Genomic DNA, 17127 nt, shown 5'->3' with positions numbered 1-17127 from the left:
ATGACAAAAACACCCCTGCAATTTCGCCACAACGGTCGCGACGTCGCGATCTTCGTCGACGGAGGCACCAATCTGCTGGTCGCGTTGCGCGAGTTGATCGGCGACATGACGCCGAAATTCGGCTGCGGCCAGGGTGGCTGCGGCACCTGCAGCGTACTCGTCGACGGTGAGCTTCACCTCTCCTGCCTGACACTCGCCGAAACCGTCGCCGGCCGTTCGGTCGAGACGCTCGACGGCATGAAGCAGGGCCCGAACCTGCATCCGCTGCAGCGCGCTTTCGCCGACAACTTCGCCGCCCAATGCGGCTATTGCACGCCGGGCATGCTGATGGCCGCAAAGGCGCTGCTCGACCGCAATCCCTCCCCGAGCCGGGCCGACGTGATCGAGGCGATCTCCGGCAACATCTGCCGTTGCACCGGCTATGAGCCGATCATCAATGCCATCCTCGCCGCCGCGGGCGGCCGGGCCAGCGCCTGAGGTCAGACCATGCTGGAACTGCGCAAGGACATCTTCGCCGACGAGCGTGACGATAACCTGAAGGAAATCGGCAAGGGCACGCAGCGGCAGGACATGCTCGGCCACATCACCGGCACGTCCAGCTATTTCAATGATCACAAGCTGCAGGGCATGCTGCACCTGAAGGTCGTTCGCTCGACCCAGGCCCATGCAAGGCTGCGCCGCATCGATATCACCGAGGCCGAGCGCTCGGCCGGTGTGCGCCGGATCATTCGCGGCGCGGACGTACCACGCAACCTCAACACGCTGCTCAGCCTGATCAACTTCGGCAAGGACGACGAGCCGTCGCTCGCCGTCGACAAGGTCCGCTACAAGGGCGAGCCGATCCTCGCCATCGTCGCCGACAGCGAGCGCGAGGCGTTCGAGGCGATCGCAAAGGTCAAGATCGACTACGAGCCGCTGCCGACCGTGTTCGACGTCGAGGATGCACTCAAGCCCGGCGCGCCCGTGGTCAACGAGACCTACCCGAAGAACGCCTTCATCTATCACGACGTCTACGATCACCAGCGCCTGCGCTTTGGCGATGCTGACGCCGCGCTCGCAACCGCCGACCACGTTCTCGAGCAGCGCTACCAGATGTCGCCGATCGAGCACGCGCCGACAGAGACCAACGGCGCGATCGCCGCGCCCGACACCAACGGCCGCTATGTCGTCTACACCTCGACGCAGGCGCTGTTCTTCTCGGTCGACACCTGCGCCAAGATCTTGGACGTGCCCTCCAATACCCTCCACTTCATCGGCGGCACCGTCGGCGGCGGCTTCGGCGGCAAGGTGGATACGCTGACCGAACCGCTCGCGATCCTCGGCGCCATGCTCACGGGGCGTCCCGTCCGCTACGTGTTCGGCCGCGAGGAGGAGATGCAATACGGCCCGCCGCGCGGCGCCGAGCGCATCTACATCAAGGACGGCGTCATGCGCGACGGCCGCATCGTAGCGCGCAAGATCCGCGCCTATTTCGACAGCGGCGCCTATACGCGGCTGTCGAGCTATGCCGCGGTGAAATGCGCCGCGCACCTGCCGGGGCCCTACACCATCCCGAACGTCTATGGCGACGTCTATTGCGTCTTCACCAACCGCACGCCGGCGACCGCCATGCGCGGCTTCGGCGTCACCGCGATGGACTTTGCCATCGAATGCCAGATGGACAAGCTCGCCAACCTCGTCGGCATGGATCCGATGGAGTTCCGCATTCTGAACGCCTATCGCGACGGCGACATGAAGGCGCACCGGCGCGAGGCCAAGAACACCGCGCTGATCGAATGCGTCCAGGTTGCGGCCGAAAAGGCCAAATGGCCGATCCGCGACGAGTTCAGACGTGCCTCCTCGCGCAAGGACGGCGGCGGCAGCCGCGCCGTCATCCCGCCGACGCCGACGGATTCCCGGGCTCGGCCGGCCGTGCCTGCGCAGCAGCGCACGACCTATGACCGCGCGCCGATGACGACGACGCGGGAGCCGCCGCGCGAGCCACCGCCGCCTCCTCCCCCGCCGCGCCCGGCCGCGCCATCGCACGGCGCGACCCGGTTCTCGTCCGTATTCGGCACCAGGAGGCGCTGAGATGACCAGGCATCGCGGACGCGGCATGGCGTCGATCAATTATCCCATCGGCATGAATCTCGGCGGCGACCCGAGCCAGGCGCTGGTGCATTCCAACCCCAGCGGCAAGTTCACGGTGGCGCTGTCGTCGATCGACCTCGGCCAGGGCATGAAGTCGGTCACGCGGCAGATCTGCGCGGAGACGCTCGGCGTGCCGGTCGAGGACGTCTACGTCGACACGGCGGATTCCGACACCGGCCCGCACTGCATGGGTTCGTTCGCTTCCCGTGGCACCCATCGCGTCGGCAACGCCGTGATGGCCGCCGCCCGCGAGGCGCGCGGCGTGATGATGGAGGCGGCAGCCGAGGAGCTCGAGGTCAACGCCGCCGATCTCGAGACCGACGGGCGCGGCAACATCCACGTCAAGGGCGCGCCGCACCGCTCGATCTCGACCAAGGATGTCGCGATCGCCGCGCAGTTCAAGCAGGGCAAGACCATCTCCGGCCGCGGCATCTTCCTCGTGCCGCTGTCGGACGTCGATCCTGAAACCGGCGAGATGTCGCCGGCGACCTGCTATGCCCATGCCTGCCTCGTCGCCGAGGTCGAGGTGGATGATGAGACCGGCGAGGTCGCGATGGTCCGCATGGATTCCGCCTATGAGCTCGGCCGCGCGCTCAACCCGCGCCTGGTCGAGCAGCAGCTCGTCGGCGGCGCCTGGATGGGCGTCAGCCACGCGCTCTACGAGACGCCGGAGCCATACTACCCAGATCCCGTCCACGGGCCCCGCGACTTCGTCGAATATCTGATGCCCGGTCCCGGCGACATCTGCCCGCACGATATTGCCGTGCTGGAGCGTCCCGCTCCTGATGGTCCGTTCGGAGGAAAAGGCCCTGGCGAGATGTGCGCCAATCCGGTGCTGCCGGCAGTGGCGAATGCGATCTTCAACGCCGTCGGCGTGCGCATCGACGACCTGCCGATCACGCCGGAAAAGGTGCTGCGCGCGATCAAGGCGCAAGGCGGCGCGCGGCCGCAGGCGCGGCGCTAGAGGATCGGCCGTGGCGGTTCGCAGCAACATCGTCGGCATCGACAGCCCGGAAGCGCTGGAAAAGGCGCTGCGCGCGGCCTATTATCTCGCCGACGAAGGGCTTGCGACTGCCGCCTATCTCGGTCTCGCGCTCGGCAAGCCGCTGCTGCTGGAAGGCGCGCCCGGCGTCGGCAAGACGGAAGCCGCAAAGGCCATTGCCGCCGTGCTCGGCCGCCGCCTCATCCGCCTGCAATGCTACGAGGGCATCGACTCCTCCGCCGCGCTCTATGAGTGGAACTATCCGCGCCAGATGCTGGCGATCCGTCAGGCCGGCGACGAGAGCATCGACATCTATGGCGAGACCTTCCTGATCGAGCGGCCGATGCTGGCCGCGCTGCGCGCGCCCGATTCCACCGTGCTCCTGATCGACGAAATCGACCGCGCCGACCAGGAGTTCGAGGCCTTCCTGCTCGAATTCCTCTCCGACTTCCAGATCTCCATTCCCGAGCGCGGCACGGTCCGTGCGGCCGAGCGGCCGGTCGTGGTGCTGACCTCGAACCGGACACGAGACTTGCACGAAGCGTTGCGCCGTCGTTGCGTCTATCACTGGATCGACTATCCCAGTGCCGAGCGGGAGGCCCGGATCATCATGATGCGCGCATCCAGCGTCGCCGAGGCCACGGCCCGCGCCGTCGTCGCGGCCGTCGAAAAACTGCGACGCGAGCCGCTGAGCAAGGCGCCCGGCATCGCCGAAGCCGTCGACTGGGCCGAGGCCGCGACCCTGCTCAACAAGGGCGGCGCGCGCTGGCCAGATGCGTTCAAACGCTCGATCGGCGTGGCGCTGAAGGACGAAGAGGACCTGCACTTCATCGCGCCGCGGCTCGATGCCATGCTCGCGGAGGCGACCACATGAGCCTTGAGCCGCAGCTGCCGCGCGCTGCCCGCACCTTTGTTTCGTTCGTCGCGCTGCTGCGCGCCAACGGCTTCGCCGTCGCGCCGGAGCAGACCACCGCGTTCCTCGCCGCGATCGCGCTGCTGGGACCGCGCAGGCTCGACGACATCAGGCAATCTGCGCTCGCCACCCTCGCACCGCCGCCCGAGCGCCGCACCGCCTTCGACCGGCTGTTCGACCTGCATTTCCGCGGCAGCGAGGCGATCGAGCATGCCGAAGACGGCGAGGACGATGAGACCGTCCGTCTGCAGGAGGAAGGTCGCGGCGACGAGGAGCCCCTGCTCTCCGACAACGCCAACGAGTCCGGCCTGACCGCGACGCGCACCGAGGCCCTGGTCGAGCGCCGCTTCGCCCAGCTCTCCACGACCGATGCCCTGCGGCGCCTGGCACGGCAGGCTCCGCGGCGCCTGCCGCGGCGGCGCGGGCACCGCCGCATGCGGGCACGCCGCGGCCCCTTCGCCGATCTCCGCCGCACCTTGCGCGACAGCGTCCGCAGCGACGGCGAGATCCTGCGCCTCGGCCACATGAAGCGGCGCCAGCGCTTGCGAAAGATCCTGTTGCTGATCGACGTCTCCGGCTCGATGAAGAGCCGCACCGAGGAGAATATGAAGCTTGCACATGCGCTGGTGCAGGCCGCGCCTGACGTCGAGGTCTTCACCTTCGGCACGCGGCTGACCCGTGTCACCCGCGCCCTGCGGCTGAAGCGCCGCGAGCAGGCGTTGAACGCCGCGGCGCATCTGGTCAGCGACTGGGACGGCGGCACCCGCATCGGCGACGCGCTGCAAGCCTTTCTCGCGGTCCCGCGGTTCGGCGGCTACGCCCGCGGTGCCGCCGTGGTCATCATTTCCGACGGGCTCGAGCGCGGTGAACCCGACGCCCTTCGCGACGCCGTCGCGAAACTATCGCGGCGGGCCTGGCGCCTGAGCTGGCTGACGCCGCTCGCGACAGGGCCCGGCTTCCGCCCGCAGACCGAAGCGCTGGTCGCGATCGAGCGCTTCGTCGACGATCTCGTGGACGGCGGGTCGAGCGCATCGATCGTCGCCCATGTCCTGGCACTGGGAAGGAGAGCTGCGTGAACGGTATTGTCGACGGCCATCATCACATCTGGCGGCAGGCCGATCTGCCCTGGCTGACCGGCCCCATGCAGCCCCGCATCTTCGGACCATACGAGTCGATCCGCCGCGATTATCCGATCCAGGAATATCTCGACGATCTCAAGAACAGCGGCGTCACCCGCTCCGTCTATGTGCAGACCAATTGGGCGCCCGAGCATTTCGAGGAGGAAGCAGCCTGGGTGCAGCGCACATCCGACGAACATGGCTGGCCACACGCCATCGTCGCCTACGCCAATTTCACGGCCGACGACGTCCGCCCACAGCTCGACCGCCTCAAGCGCTACCCACTGCTGCGCGGTGTGCGCATGCAGCTGCATTGGCACGAGAACCCGCTCTATCGCTTCGCGGCGCGTCCGGATCTCTGCGCCGATCCTACGATCCGTCGCAACATCGCGCGTCTTTCCGATTACGGCTGGAGTTTTGACCTGCAGGTCTTCACACCGCAGATGCCGGATGCGGCACAGCTCGCCGAGTCATGTCCCGGCGTGACCTTCATCCTACAGCACGCCGGCATGCTCGAAGATCTTTCGCCGACTGGAGGGGCGGCCTGGCGCGCCGGGATGGCCCGGCTCGCGACCTGTCCGAACGTGGTCTCGAAACTGTCCGGGCTCGGCACCTTCATCCATCGCAACGATCCCGCGCATATCGCCGCCGTGCTCACTGATACCGTCGCGATCTTCGGCGCCGAGCGCTGCCTGTTCGGCTCCAATTTTCCGATCGAGAAATTGTGGACCACTTATTGCGAGCTCGTCGCAGCGTTTCGCGCCGCCGTCGCCCCGTTCAGTGCGGAGCAGCAGGATGCGATCTTCAGGACGACGGCGACGCGCGTCTATCGGCTTTGACAGACAAGAAACGAAACGGGAGGGAAACGAATGGCGCTGGAGATCAAGATCCTGGACTACGGCGATATCGAGCTGGAATCGAGCTTCCTGGTGCTCGGCCGCGACTGCGGCCGCACCCGCCGCGTCCTCACCCTCGGCTTCCTGATCCTCGGCGGCCCCTATCCGGTCGTTGTCGATACCGGCTATCGCTCCAACCAGATCATGGAAACGCTGGGCATGCGAGGGCTCCAGTATCATGAGAACATGATCGAGAACCAGCTCGCGCGCCACGGCGTCCGCATGGGCGATGTCCGATTCGTCTGCCACACCCATCTGCACATCGACCATGCCGGCAAGGACGATTTGTTCCCGATGAACACGACCGTCGTGCTCAACCGCCGGGAGCTCGAATATTCTGTCTCCGGCCTGATGCATCCGCAATATCCGGCGCCCGACATCAAGCACCTGATCGACCGCCTGCACACCAAGAGCGCGCTGCGCTTCCTGGATCTCGAGATCACCGGACCGATCGAGCTGATGCCCGGCGTCTATTGCGATGCCGCCAACGCGCACACCGAGGGCTCCATGAACATCATCGTCCACACCGCCGACGGCATCGCGACGATCTGCGGCGATGTGATCTACGATTTCAACGACCAGATCGTCACGCCCTTCCATGAAATCCAGGATTGGGAGCCGCGCACCACCGGCAACCACGGCACCACCAAGCGCGCGGAAAAGGCGGCCATCAAGAAGCTGCTCAGCAATTCGCGCTACCTGCTCCCCGTCCACGACCGGCCCGCCAAGATCGAAGGCGGCAATGTCGTGGGTCGGCTGCATGATCAGGTTCCCGGCCCGATCGTGCAGTCGCTCCCCCAGCGCAACTGGTTCCCGGCTTGAGGTTGTCGAGGATCGACCGATGACGCATGTGACGTTGCGAAGCGAGTTCGAGAGCCTGATCGACCCCTATGCGCCGGTCGCACAGATCGGCACCGGCTTCGACTTCACGGAAGGGCCGATCTGGCACCCAGTCGATCATTATCTGCTGTTCTCGGACATGCCGGGCGACGTGCGCAGGCGCTGGGATGCGCGGCGCGGCGTCGTCGAGGTCAAACGCCCCTCGAACAAATGCAACGGCATGACCTATGACGCCGACCTTAACCTGATCGTCTGCGAGCACGCGACCTCGTCGCTGGTCCGCGAACGGCCGGACGGACGGCGCGAGGTGCTGGCCTCTCATTTCGGCGGCCAGGAACTCAACAGCCCGAACGACGTCTGCGTGCATTCATCCGGCGCGATCTATTTCTCCGATCCCTGGTATGGCCGCATGCCGGTCTATGGTGTCGAGCGGCCGCGCCAGCTCGGCTTCCAGGGCGTCTACCGCCTCGTGCCTGGCGGCGAGCCGAAGCTCGTGGTCGAGCGCAATTTGTTCGACCAGCCGAACGGGCTGTGCTTCTCGCCGGACGAGAAGCTGCTCTATGTCAACGACACGGTGCAAGCCCTGATCCGCGTGTTCGACGTCAGCAGCGACGGCTCGCTGTCCAATGCGCGGGTGTTTGCGAGCGGCATCAAGTCCGAGCTCGAGCCCGGTCTGCCCGACGGCATGAAGTGCGATCAGCACGGTAATGTATGGGTCACCGCGCCCGGCGGCGTCTGGGTCTATTCGCCGCGGGGCGAACTGCTCGGCAAGGTCCGCGTGCCCGAGCTCGTCGCCAACCTCGCCTGGGGCGGGCCGGATTTCCGCACGCTCTATCTCACCTCGACGCGTTCGGTGTATGCGATCCCGACTCGGGTCGGCCCGCGGCATGAGCCCTATATGAGCGGCAGGCGCGCTGGTGGCGGAACAAGCCCGAGCTCATCGCCAGCCGCACCTATTCTGACCGAAGGCGAGATGCGGCTCGATCCGCAACGCTGCGCCATGATCATCCAGGATCTCCAGAACGACGTCATCATGGACGGCGGCGCTTTCGCCGAGTCCGGCGCTCCCGGTCACGCCAAGCAACAGCACGTCGTGGAGAATGTGCGGCGCCTGGCTGAAGCCGCACGCGCCCGCGGCGTCGCCATCATCCATGTCTGGTTCGTGGTCGAGCCCGGCGCACCGGGCGTCACCCTGAATGCTCCGCTATTCGAAGGCCTCGTCGACAGCAAGGCGATGGTGCGCGGAAGCTGGGGCGCGGCCCCGGTTTCAGGCCTCGAGCCCCGGCCCGGCGATTTCGTCGTCGAGAAGATGCGGATGAGCGCCTGGGAAGGCACGCGGCTGGAGACGATCCTGAAAGCGACCGGCCGCGACATGATCATCAACACCGGCGCTTGGACCAACATGTCGGTCGAGCACACCGCGCGCACCGGCGCCGACAAGGGTTATTTCATGATCGTGCCCGAGGATTGCTGCTCGACCATGAATGCCGATTGGCACAACGCTTCGATCAATTTCGCCATGCAGAACGTCGCGGTCGTGACCAGGGCCGACACCGTGATCAGAGCGCTGGGATGAGCTGTGGCAAAGCTCCTGCACCTGTCATGCTCGCCCCGCGCCGAGTCCGAATCGACGGCCGGCGCGCGTGTCTTTCTCGATGGCTTCCGCCAGGCCCGGCCGGATTGGGACATCGACGTCGTGGACATCTGGCGTGAGCGCATGCCGGAATTTACGGGTCCGATCGTCGAGGCCAAATATGCGCGCATGAAGGCCCAAGGCTTCACCGACGCGCAACGCGACAGCTTTGCCGAGGCCGAGCGAATGGCACTGCGCTTCTCGCTCGCCGATCGCGTGCTGATCTCGACCCCGATGTGGAACTTCGGCCTTCCCTACAAGCTCAAGCAATGGTTCGACATCATCGTCCAGCCCGGCCTCACCTTTCGGTTCGATCCGTCGCAAGGATATCTGCCGCTGCTGCAGGACCGGCCGACGCTGGTGATCATCGCCAGCGGCAGCGATTTTGCCACCGGCATGAACCGCGGCCGCATCGATATGGCAACGCCCTACTTGCGGGAAATCCTGCGCTTCATCGGGATCAGCAATGTCCGTTTCATCCTGATCGGCCCAACCACCGGGCCGCAGCAGCCGATCGATGCTGCCCGTGAACGGGCCCATCAACGCCTCGCTGCAATGGCCGCGACCTTCTGAAGCGCGATGAGGTCGAATCGACTGCCGCGGGCCGGTCGGCGCGAAGCGCCGGGTGAGGGCTTTCTCCTCTTGGAGATTGTCCCACTGCGGAAGCACCCTCTCCCCAACCCTCTCCCGCAAGCGGGAGAGGGGGCCCACCACCGTCGTCGCAGCCATCAATCCTGATCTCATCGCGCTTTAGAGCGCGATGGCACCGTGTCGAGCCGGATCAGATCAGGCTCGACTTGCCCCGGCTCAACACCTGGCCTGCGCCTTTGGTGCCGATGATCCGGCCCTGGCTGACGACCACCTGTCCCCTGGCGATTGTCGTCACCGGCCATCCCGTGACCTCGAAACCTTCCCAGGGCGTGTAATCCGAGCCGTGATGCAGATCGGCCTGCCGGATCGGCTTCTTCAATTTGGGATCCCAGAGAACGATATCGGCATCGAAACCGACGCCGATCGAGCCCTTGCGCGGATAGAGACCGTAGATCCGCGCGTGGTTGGTCGCGGTCAGCTCGACGAACTTCTGCAGGGTGATGCGTCCCTTCGAAACGCCTTCGGAGAACAGAATCGGCAGCCGCGTCTCGACGCCGGGAATGCCGTTGGGCACCCAGCGGAACGAGGTGCGGGCGTTCGGCGTCAGCTTGCCCTTGGGATCGTCGTAGCGGAAAGGGCAGTGATCGGACGAGAAGGTCTGGAACACGCCCGACGTGATGCCTTCCCAGATCGCCTGCTGGCTCTCGACATCGCGCGGCGGCGGCGAGCAGACATATTTCGATCCCGTGATATCCATGTTGAGGCCCTTCATGTCGTCGGCCGTCAGCGTGATGTATTGCGGGCAGGTCTCGGCATGAACAGGCAGGCCGCGCTGCTGCGCCCAGCGCACCTGCTCCATCGCCTCGCGTCCGGAGACGTGCACGATCATGATGGGAACGCCGATCACCTCGGCATGGCTGATGGCACGGTGCGTCGCCTCGCGCTCGACCGCCTGCGGCCGCGAGGTGCCGTGATAGTATGGCGCGATATGACCTTCGCGCTCCAGCTTGCTGGTGAGGAAGCGGATGGCATCGTAGCCCTCGCAATGGACCATGACCAGCGCCTCCTCGCGGCGCGCGACGTCGAACACTTCGAGCAGCTGCTTGTCGCTGAGCACGAGGTCGTCATAGGTCATGAACACCTTGAACGAGGTGTAGCCGTCCTTGACCAGAGCCGGCAGCTCCTGCCCGAGCACCACGGCAGTCGGATCGGAGATGATGAGATGGAACGCGGTGTCGATGTAGCACTCACCTTCGGCGAGCTTGCGATAGTTCTCGACACAGCTGCGCAGCGAGGTGCCCTTCTCCTGCAACGCGAAGGGCAGCACCATGGTGTTGCCGCCGGCTGCGGCTGCGCGCGTCGCCGAGGCGAAGTCGTCGGCCATCACCACGTCGGGGCCCGAGGGCTGCGAGATATGGACGTGGCTGTCGATGCCGCCCGGCAGCGCCAATAGGCCCGTCGCATCGATCTCGCGGGCCGCGCCCTCGATGCTATCGGCGATGCTGACGATGCGGCCGCCGCGAATGCCGATATCGGCGCGAAACTCGTCGCTGGCCGTCACGATGGTGCCGCCGCGGATGGCGAGGTCGAGCTGCGTCACTTGCGTCTCCGTCACTTGATGTCTGGCATTGTCTGGAAGATCCGCCCCCATTGCGCAAGGGCCGCCACATCGCCGCCGGCGAGGCCGAGGGTCCGCCACAATGTGACCGCGACCGAGTCGAGCACGGCGATGTCCAGCTCCCGCTCCAGCGTGGCCGCAAGCGCCGCACCATCGAGATTGGTGCAGAGGATGACGACCGCGTCAGCCCCCTCCGCCGCCACCGCCCGGATCATGTCCGCGATCGTCGCCGGCGCGACCTCGCCGAAGGAAAAGTTGTCGCGCAAGCCGAGATGCCGCTCGGCATGCGGGGTGATCCCCTCCTCGGCCCAGACGTGGGCAATGCGCCGCTGGACGTCGCCGGTATAGGGCGAGACCAGGCCGACGCGCCTCGCGCCGAGCGCGCGGGCGGCATCGATGCAGGCTAGGGTCGATGTCGTTGCCGGCACATTTGTGCGGGCCGTGATCGCCTCGCACAGGCTGCGGTCGCGGCCGATGCCGAGCCAGCTTGCGGACGTGCCGTTCCAGGCGATCGCGTCGACCTTGGCATCCGCCAGCAGATCCGCCGCCGGCAACATCACCGAGGCATCGAACTGGCTCAGCGCTGCGGCATCGAGCGCGATCTCGGTGACGCGGAAGCGCGAAAAATGTGCGGTGATGCCGAAGATACCGGCCAGCATGGCGCTGGTGACGGGCTCCAGCACCGAGTTGGAGGACGGCGCGATCATGCCGAGGCGTTTGCGCATGGCCTTAACCTTACGACGCCTGCGCAAGCCGCGTCGACTCCTCCCGGATCAAAGCCAGGATGTGGCGCTTGGCGTCGTTGAATTCGGGGCTGGTGATGTCGCGCGGGCGCGGCAGGTCGAAGTTGACGGCGTCGCGGATCCGGCCCGGCCGCCTGGTCATCACCACAATCTTGTTGCCGAGCACCAGCGCCTCGTCGACGCTGTGGGTGACGAACACGATGGTGCAGCGGCGCTTCTGCCAGATCGCGACCAGCTCTTCCTGCATTTCGAGCTTGGTCTGGGCGTCGAGCGCCGCGAACGGCTCGTCCATCAGGATCACGCTCGGGTTCATCAGCAGCGCGCGGGCGATGCCGACGCGCTGGTTCATGCCGCCGGACATTTCGGAGGGATGATGGTGCTCGAAGCCGCGCAAGCCGACGAGGTCGATGAACTCCATGGCGCGGTCGTAGCGCTCGGCCTTGGCGACGCCCTTGAGCTTGAGGTGGAAGGCGATGTTGTCGATCGCCGTCAGCCACGGCATCAGGGTCGGCTGCTGGAACACCACACCGCGGTCCGAGCCCGGCCGCTCCACCTGCTTGCCGTCCACCAACGTGCGCCCACTCGTCGCCTGCTCGAAGCCGGCGATGATGTTGAGTAAGGTCGACTTGCCGCAGCCGGACGGGCCGAGCAGGCAGACGAAATCATTGGCCTCGATGTCGAGATTGATGTTGTCCAGCGTCAGGAGGTCGCGGCCGCGCCGCTTGTCGGAAAACACCTTGACGATGTTGCGAAGCTCGATTGCCGCCATCAGCTCGCCCTGCCCTGCACGGTGGTGGTCTGCTGCCAGCGCAGCGCGCGCGCCATGATCGCCTTGAGACCGAGGTCGGAGAGATAGCCGAGCAGCCCGATCGAGATCATCGCGGCCAGCACGATGTCGTAGCGCAGGAAGTAATAGGAATCCCAAAGCACGTAGCCGAGGCCGCTCTTCACCGCGACCATCTCCGCCGTGACCGTCAGCATCCAGGCCGAGCCGACCGCGATGCGAAGCCCCGCGAAGATCGAGGGCAGCGCAGCCGGGAGCACGATGTCGGTCAGCATCTGCCGGCCATTGGCACCCATCATCGCGCCGGCGCGCACCAGATTGTGGTCCACGGTCTTCACGCCATGGATGCTGTTCATCAGCACGGGAAAGAAGGCGCCGAGGAAGACGAGGAAGATCGCCGGCTTGTCGGCGATGCCGAACCAGATGATGGCGAGCGGAATCCAGGACACCGGCGGGATCGGCCGCAGCATCTGCAGCGTCGGCTCCAGCGTCTTCTCGAACAGGCGCGACCAGCCGATCGCGACGCCGGCGAGGATGCCAAGGAGGCTTGCGAGCGCAAAACCGCCGAACACGCGCAGCGCGCTGGCGAGTGCATCGCGCAGCCAGTGCCCGGAATAGGTCTGCGTGGTCTCATCAAAACCGAACACCCAGTCGCCGAGCGCATGCAGCACCGCGCTCGGCGCCGGCAGCAGCGCCGGCGGCAGCATGCCGCTGCGGGCAAAGGCCTCCCAGCCGGCGACCAGCAGCGCGGGCACGACCAGGCGTTCGATCCCCCCAAATGCCCGCGTCAGCCGAAATGCCGGCCTGGCGGTCGAGACGTCAGTAACCGAGGTCATTCTTGGCTTTTCCGGTGGCCTTCTCCAGGAACGAATAGTCCATGTTCTTCTCCGCATCCGCGGAGACGTCCTTCGAGATGTATTTGAGATCGCGCATCATCGCGGCGATCGCCAGCGTCTGCGAGCGATGGATCGCGGGATCGGGCGAGGCATTCTTCAGCGCTTCGGTCGCCACGTTCTTGTCGAGACCGGTGAGCTTGTTGATGACTTCGATCCACGGCCCCTTGTCGGCGATCAGTTTGTTGTCGAGCTCGACCACGGCGCTGACGACGCCCTGGACGCCCGCGCGCTGGCTCGCGATCACGTCGGAACGGGTCACGATCAGATTGGTGAGGTTACCCGCGGCCTGCTCGTACGGCAGCACGAAATGCTTGCCGGCGCCGGCGAGGCGGATCTGCGAGGCGAACGGCTCGACCGAGCAGATCATGTCGACCTCGCCGCGCTGGAGCGCTGCGAGATGGTCGGACGGATTGGGGATGTTGATGAACTGGATGTCCTTGTTGGGATCGACGCCCTGCTTGAGGAACGCGCCGCGCATGTGGATGTCCTGTGCATTGCCGCGGGAGGCCGCGACCTTGAGCGGCTGACCGTCGCTCTTCGCCTTCGCAACGGTCGCCTTGAACGTGGCCCAGTCCTCAGGCGGAAGACTCAGCTTCGCGGAGGAGAGACATTCCGACCCGCCGTTGATCTGTCCGGAGACGGCAACGACGTCGAAACCTTTGTCGAGCGCGGTGATGTAGTGGAGATAAGTCACCTGCGCGACGTCGATGCTCTTCGACACCAGCGCAGTGAGCACGTCATTGCCCGAATTGAAGCCGGTGGCCTCGACCTCGACGTTCTTCGCGATGCCGGGGATGAGCGACATCGGCAGGCAGTGCGCGCATTTGGCGTAGCCGAGCTTGATCTTCGCGGTCTGCGCCAAAGCGATCCCGCTTCCGCCAAGCACCACCGCCATCACCACGAGGCCCAGTCGCAAACCAGTCCGCATTGCTCACTCCGTTTCGAAACCGCGGCATCCCGCGCGTCGGGAACGATCATCCGCCGGCCTTCGCCGCAGCGCAATCCGGTTTTTGCATACTGCATACAATTTGCGCGCTATGCCATTGTTTTCAGCTGTTTACGTCGGTATTTTGGGCAAGCCAAAGGGCCGGAAACGGCTAAGATCAAGGTGAGAAGTGAGGCACGCGTGCAGCCAAAATCGGAAGCGCCAAAGGGACGAAAGTCGCCCAAACTCAAGCGGATGGGCCTGCACGAGCGCGCCGCCGCGCGGATGCGGACGATGATCATTCGCGGCGAGCTGCCGCCGGGCTCGCAGACCCAGGAGACCAAGCTGTCGAAGGAGCTCGGCGTGTCGCGCACCCCCTTGCGCGAGGCGATGAAGGTGCTGGCGGCGGAAGGATTGATCGAGCTGCGTCCCAATCGCAGCCCGCGCATTGCCGATATCGCGGTCGACGGCATCTCGGAATTGTTCGAGGCGCTCGCCGGCATCGAGCGGCTCGCCGCCGAGCTCGCCGCGGAGCGCGCCACCGAGCGCGATCTCGCCCGCCTGCGCACGCTCCAGACCCGGATGGAAGGTCATCACCGCAACGGCAAGCTCGACGATTATTTCGCCATCAATGGCGAGATCCACAACACCATCGTCCGCATGGCGCGCAACACGCCGCTGCGCGAGGCGCACGAGACGCTGATCTCCCGCGCCGAACGCGCGCGCTATCTCGCGCTCGGCGCCGACAGGCGCTGGAGCAATTCGGTCGATGAGCACGCCGACATCCTCACCGCCCTCGAAGCGCGCGACGGCGAAGCGGCCGGCCGCCTGCTCGGCGCGCACGTCGCGCGGACCGGCACGGCGCTGCTGGAAGTCCTCGCCGCCTCTCAGGCCAAGCGACCGGCGGCATGATCATGAAGCTGCTCCTGCTCAACCCCAACACCAGCACCGAGGTCACGCAGCTGATGCTGAGGGTCGGGCAGCGCGCCGCCTCAGAAGGCACCGAGCTGGTCCCGTGCACCGCGACCCGCGGCGTGCCTTATATCGCCACCCGCACCGAGGCGCAGATCGGCGGCGCCATTGCGCTGGAGATGCTGGCCGACCAGCACAAGAAGGTCGACGCCGCGATCATCGCGGCGTTCGGCGATCCCGGCCTGTTCGCCGCGCGCGAGACCTTCGACATTCCCGTGGTCGGCATGGCGGAAGCTGCGATGCTGACCGCCTGCATGGCCGGACGCCGCTTTGCCATCGTCACCTTCGCCCAGGCGCTGGGGCCCTGGTACGAGGAATGCGTCCGCGCCCACGGGCTGTGGGAGCGCTGCGCCGGCATCCGCATGCTCGATACGCCGTTTCAGGCGATCTCCGAGGTCGGCACCGAGAAGGAAGACATGCTGGTCGAGCTCGCCGGGCGCGCCATCGTCGAGGACGAGGCCGACGTGCTGATCTTTGCCGGCGCCCCGCTCTCGGGCCTTGCCGAGCGCGTCGCCGACCGGATCCCCGTCCCCGTGGTTGATCAGGTCATAGCTTCAGTGAAGCAAGCCGAGGCGCTACATGCGCTACGCCTGCGCAAGGCAATAGCGGGCACGTTCCGCCGCCCCGCCGCAAAACCGACCATGGGCCTTGCCGATGCGCTCGCCGCCCGGCTCGAGCATCGCGACAGCTGATCAGAGCGACGGCCGGCGATGCGAAAAACCCAGTTCGTTCTCGAGCACGCGGCCGAAGGCAAACAAGCGGGATTCGCATCCTGGCGGCGCGATGATCTGGATGCCGAAGGGCAGCTCATTCTCGCCGCGCGGCACCGGCAGGGTCAACACCGGGAAACCGACCAGCGACACGATGAAGGTGACGGCGAGATAGTCGATCGGCGTCTCCAGCGCGGCCCCGTCGATGGCAGTGACGTCGGCGATTTCATTCGGCCAGGGCAAGACGGACGCGGCCGGCGCGACAAGGACATCGGCGCGAGCGAACAGCTCGCGGAAGCTGCGGTAGATCGTCGTGCGACGGCGCTCGGCATTGAGGTAATCCTGCGCGGACAGGTTTGCGCCGGCCTCGATATTCCAGATCACCGTCGGCGTGAGCTCGGCGCGGCGCGTCCTCAGCAACTCGCCGTAAGCGCTGGCGATGTGCGCGGCGCGCAAGGTGCGGAAGGCTTCGATCGACCCGCCGCAGTCGGGCGAGGATGGCACGACATCGGCAACACGCGCGAATGCCTCGCACGCCGCAGCGAAGCGCACGCGAACCTCGCGCGCAACGGGCGCCACGCCGAACTCGGGCGTGACCGCAATCCGGACACGGTCGGCGATAGGTGGATCATCACCGGCGCTGCCGAGCGAGAGCGGATCATTCGCATCGCCTCCGGCGCAGACCGACAACGCGAGTTCGAGATCATCGACACCGCGGGCGAGGAAGCCGTGGGTCGCCAGCATGTCCCAGCCGAGCGGCCGGCGCGGCGATGCAATTCGGCCGGGTGTCGGCCGGATCGAGGCGACGCCGCAGAAGCTGGCGGGCGTGCGCGCGGAGCCGCCGAAATCGGTGCCATGCGCCAGCGGCACCATGCCGGATGCGACCGCGACGGCAGAGCCGCCGGAGGATCCGCCCGAGGTCAGCGCGGGATCGAACGGATTGCGTGTCGGCCCGCACAATCTGTTGGTGCAGACCGCGCCGAAGCCGAACTCCGGCGTGTTGGTCTTGCCCAGAATGATCGCCCCGGCGCGCCGCAGCCGCGCGACCACGAGATCGTCCTCGGCCGGGACGTGATCGCGGAACAGCACCGATCCGTAAGTCGTCGCCAGTCGCGCAGTGTCGGTGAGGTCCTTGATCGCGATGGGCACGCCGTGCAGCGGGCCGATCGGCGCAGAGGCCGCATCGCACATCTGCGCTGCGCGGCGGGCGCCGTCCGCATCCACCGTCACGAATGCCGCCAATTGCCGATCGAGACTGGCAATTCGCGCCAGATGCGCTTCGACGGCCTCTCGCGAGGACACTTCGCCCCTCGCAACGGCGCGGGCAAGCTCGGTGGCCGTGAGGTCGCAAATCGATCGATCCGATGTCATCGGGC

Annotated in this window: 17 protein-coding genes; 11 read left to right on the top strand and 6 right to left on the bottom strand. The window is 66.3% G+C overall.

Annotated features, from left to right (window positions below; translation table 11 throughout):
• Genes N2604_RS17745 through N2604_RS17705 form a run of 9 tightly spaced genes read left to right on the top strand, consistent with a single transcriptional unit; the run spans window position 1 to window position 9085 of the window.
• Window positions 1–477, top strand: a complete 477-nt coding sequence (locus N2604_RS17745; RefSeq protein ID WP_260375905.1) for a (2Fe-2S)-binding protein — start codon at window positions 1–3, stop codon at window positions 475–477.
• A 9-nt stretch (window positions 478–486) separates the two neighbouring features.
• The gene (locus N2604_RS17740; protein ID WP_260375904.1) at window positions 487–2070 is read left to right on the top strand and encodes a xanthine dehydrogenase family protein molybdopterin-binding subunit; all 1584 of its coding nucleotides are present in this window, start codon (window positions 487–489) and stop codon (window positions 2068–2070) included.
• A gap of 1 nt (window position 2071) precedes the next feature.
• A complete protein-coding gene (locus N2604_RS17735; protein WP_036023767.1) occupies window positions 2072–3094 on the top strand; it encodes a xanthine dehydrogenase family protein molybdopterin-binding subunit in 1023 nt (340 codons plus the stop codon).
• Window positions 3095–3104: 10 nt separating this feature from the next.
• Window positions 3105–3986 (top strand): MoxR family ATPase, encoded by an 882-nt coding sequence (locus N2604_RS17730; RefSeq protein WP_260375903.1) that lies wholly within the window; start codon window positions 3105–3107, stop codon window positions 3984–3986.
• A complete protein-coding gene (locus N2604_RS17725; protein ID WP_260375902.1) occupies window positions 3983–5101 on the top strand; it encodes a VWA domain-containing protein in 1119 nt (372 codons plus the stop codon). Before N2604_RS17730 ends, N2604_RS17725 begins: the two co-directional genes overlap by 4 nt.
• Entirely contained in the window at window positions 5098–5982 is an 885-nt protein-coding gene (locus N2604_RS17720) for an amidohydrolase (RefSeq protein WP_260375901.1), read from the top strand. The genes N2604_RS17725 and N2604_RS17720 overlap by 4 nt, the downstream gene beginning before the upstream one ends.
• Before the next feature lie 30 nt (window positions 5983–6012).
• On the top strand, window positions 6013–6861 hold the full coding sequence (locus N2604_RS17715; RefSeq protein WP_260375900.1) for an MBL fold metallo-hydrolase: 849 nt from the start codon (window positions 6013–6015) through the stop codon (window positions 6859–6861).
• A gap of 19 nt (window positions 6862–6880) precedes the next feature.
• On the top strand, window positions 6881–8455 hold the full coding sequence (locus N2604_RS17710) for an isochorismatase family protein (protein WP_260375899.1): 1575 nt from the start codon (window positions 6881–6883) through the stop codon (window positions 8453–8455).
• 3 nt (window positions 8456–8458) lie between these two features.
• Complete coding sequence (locus N2604_RS17705; RefSeq protein WP_260375898.1) at window positions 8459–9085, top strand: FMN-dependent NADH-azoreductase; 627 nt, start codon at window positions 8459–8461, stop codon at window positions 9083–9085.
• Between the two features lie 208 nt (window positions 9086–9293).
• Here the strand turns inward: N2604_RS17705 and hydA are convergent, their stop codons facing one another.
• From hydA to N2604_RS17680, 5 genes are read right to left on the bottom strand one after another with little or no spacing between them, the layout of a single operon-like run.
• Complete coding sequence (hydA, locus tag N2604_RS17700) at window positions 9294–10754, bottom strand: dihydropyrimidinase (protein ID WP_260375897.1); 1461 nt, start codon at window positions 10752–10754, stop codon at window positions 9294–9296.
• Window positions 10715–11446: an aspartate/glutamate racemase family protein gene (locus N2604_RS17695; protein WP_260375896.1), complete on the bottom strand. Its 732-nt coding sequence runs from the start codon at window positions 11444–11446 to the stop codon at window positions 10715–10717. Before N2604_RS17695 ends, hydA begins: the two co-directional genes overlap by 40 nt.
• A 10-nt stretch (window positions 11447–11456) precedes the next feature.
• The gene (locus N2604_RS17690) at window positions 11457–12233 is read right to left on the bottom strand and encodes an ABC transporter ATP-binding protein (RefSeq protein ID WP_260375894.1); all 777 of its coding nucleotides are present in this window, start codon (window positions 12231–12233) and stop codon (window positions 11457–11459) included.
• Complete coding sequence (locus tag N2604_RS17685; protein ID WP_260375893.1) at window positions 12233–13084, bottom strand: ABC transporter permease; 852 nt, start codon at window positions 13082–13084, stop codon at window positions 12233–12235. The genes N2604_RS17690 and N2604_RS17685 overlap by 1 nt, the downstream gene beginning before the upstream one ends.
• The gene (locus N2604_RS17680) at window positions 13068–14072 is read right to left on the bottom strand and encodes an ABC transporter substrate-binding protein (protein ID WP_260375892.1); all 1005 of its coding nucleotides are present in this window, start codon (window positions 14070–14072) and stop codon (window positions 13068–13070) included. Before N2604_RS17680 ends, N2604_RS17685 begins: the two co-directional genes overlap by 17 nt.
• Before the next feature lie 198 nt (window positions 14073–14270).
• Between N2604_RS17680 and N2604_RS17675 the strand changes: the two genes are divergently transcribed.
• Together N2604_RS17675 and N2604_RS17670 are read left to right on the top strand one after the other, a co-directional pair.
• Window positions 14271–14981, top strand: a complete 711-nt coding sequence (locus tag N2604_RS17675; RefSeq protein ID WP_260375891.1) for a GntR family transcriptional regulator — start codon at window positions 14271–14273, stop codon at window positions 14979–14981.
• A gap of 2 nt (window positions 14982–14983) precedes the next feature.
• Window positions 14984–15733 carry an aspartate/glutamate racemase family protein gene (locus tag N2604_RS17670; protein ID WP_260375890.1) on the top strand — a complete coding sequence of 250 codons (750 nt, stop codon included), beginning with the start codon at window positions 14984–14986 and terminating at the stop codon, window positions 15731–15733.
• On the opposite strand, the gene N2604_RS17665 is transcribed toward N2604_RS17670, so the two are convergent.
• Entirely contained in the window at window positions 15734–17122 is a 1389-nt protein-coding gene (locus N2604_RS17665) for an amidase (RefSeq protein WP_260375889.1), read from the bottom strand.
• Window positions 17123–17127 lie beyond the last annotated feature (5 nt).

The sequence above is a fragment of the Bradyrhizobium sp. CB1015 genome, from assembly GCF_025200925.1.
Taxonomy (GTDB): domain Bacteria; phylum Pseudomonadota; class Alphaproteobacteria; order Rhizobiales; family Xanthobacteraceae; genus Bradyrhizobium.
This window is presented reverse-complemented; position numbering and strand designations above follow the sequence as displayed.

Coding starts and splice junctions, on each gene's coding strand:
- N2604_RS17695 (WP_260375896.1), bottom strand. CDS start 11,446: ATGCGCAAACGCCTCGGCATGATCGCGCCGTCCTCCAACTCGGTGCTG.
- N2604_RS17710 (WP_260375899.1), top strand. CDS start 6,881: ATGACGCATGTGACGTTGCGAAGCGAGTTCGAGAGCCTGATCGACCCC.
- N2604_RS17715 (WP_260375900.1), top strand. CDS start 6,013: ATGGCGCTGGAGATCAAGATCCTGGACTACGGCGATATCGAGCTGGAA.
- N2604_RS17685 (WP_260375893.1), bottom strand. CDS start 13,084: ATGACCTCGGTTACTGACGTCTCGACCGCCAGGCCGGCATTTCGGCTG.
- N2604_RS17665 (WP_260375889.1), bottom strand. CDS start 17,122: ATGACATCGGATCGATCGATTTGCGACCTCACGGCCACCGAGCTTGCC.
- N2604_RS17740 (WP_260375904.1), top strand. CDS start 487: ATGCTGGAACTGCGCAAGGACATCTTCGCCGACGAGCGTGACGATAAC.
- N2604_RS17725 (WP_260375902.1), top strand. CDS start 3,983: ATGAGCCTTGAGCCGCAGCTGCCGCGCGCTGCCCGCACCTTTGTTTCG.
- N2604_RS17680 (WP_260375892.1), bottom strand. CDS start 14,072: ATGCGGACTGGTTTGCGACTGGGCCTCGTGGTGATGGCGGTGGTGCTT.
- N2604_RS17670 (WP_260375890.1), top strand. CDS start 14,984: ATGAAGCTGCTCCTGCTCAACCCCAACACCAGCACCGAGGTCACGCAG.
- hydA (WP_260375897.1), bottom strand. CDS start 10,754: ATGGGGGCGGATCTTCCAGACAATGCCAGACATCAAGTGACGGAGACG.
- N2604_RS17735 (WP_036023767.1), top strand. CDS start 2,072: ATGACCAGGCATCGCGGACGCGGCATGGCGTCGATCAATTATCCCATC.
- N2604_RS17745 (WP_260375905.1), top strand. CDS start 1: ATGACAAAAACACCCCTGCAATTTCGCCACAACGGTCGCGACGTCGCG.
- N2604_RS17690 (WP_260375894.1), bottom strand. CDS start 12,233: ATGGCGGCAATCGAGCTTCGCAACATCGTCAAGGTGTTTTCCGACAAG.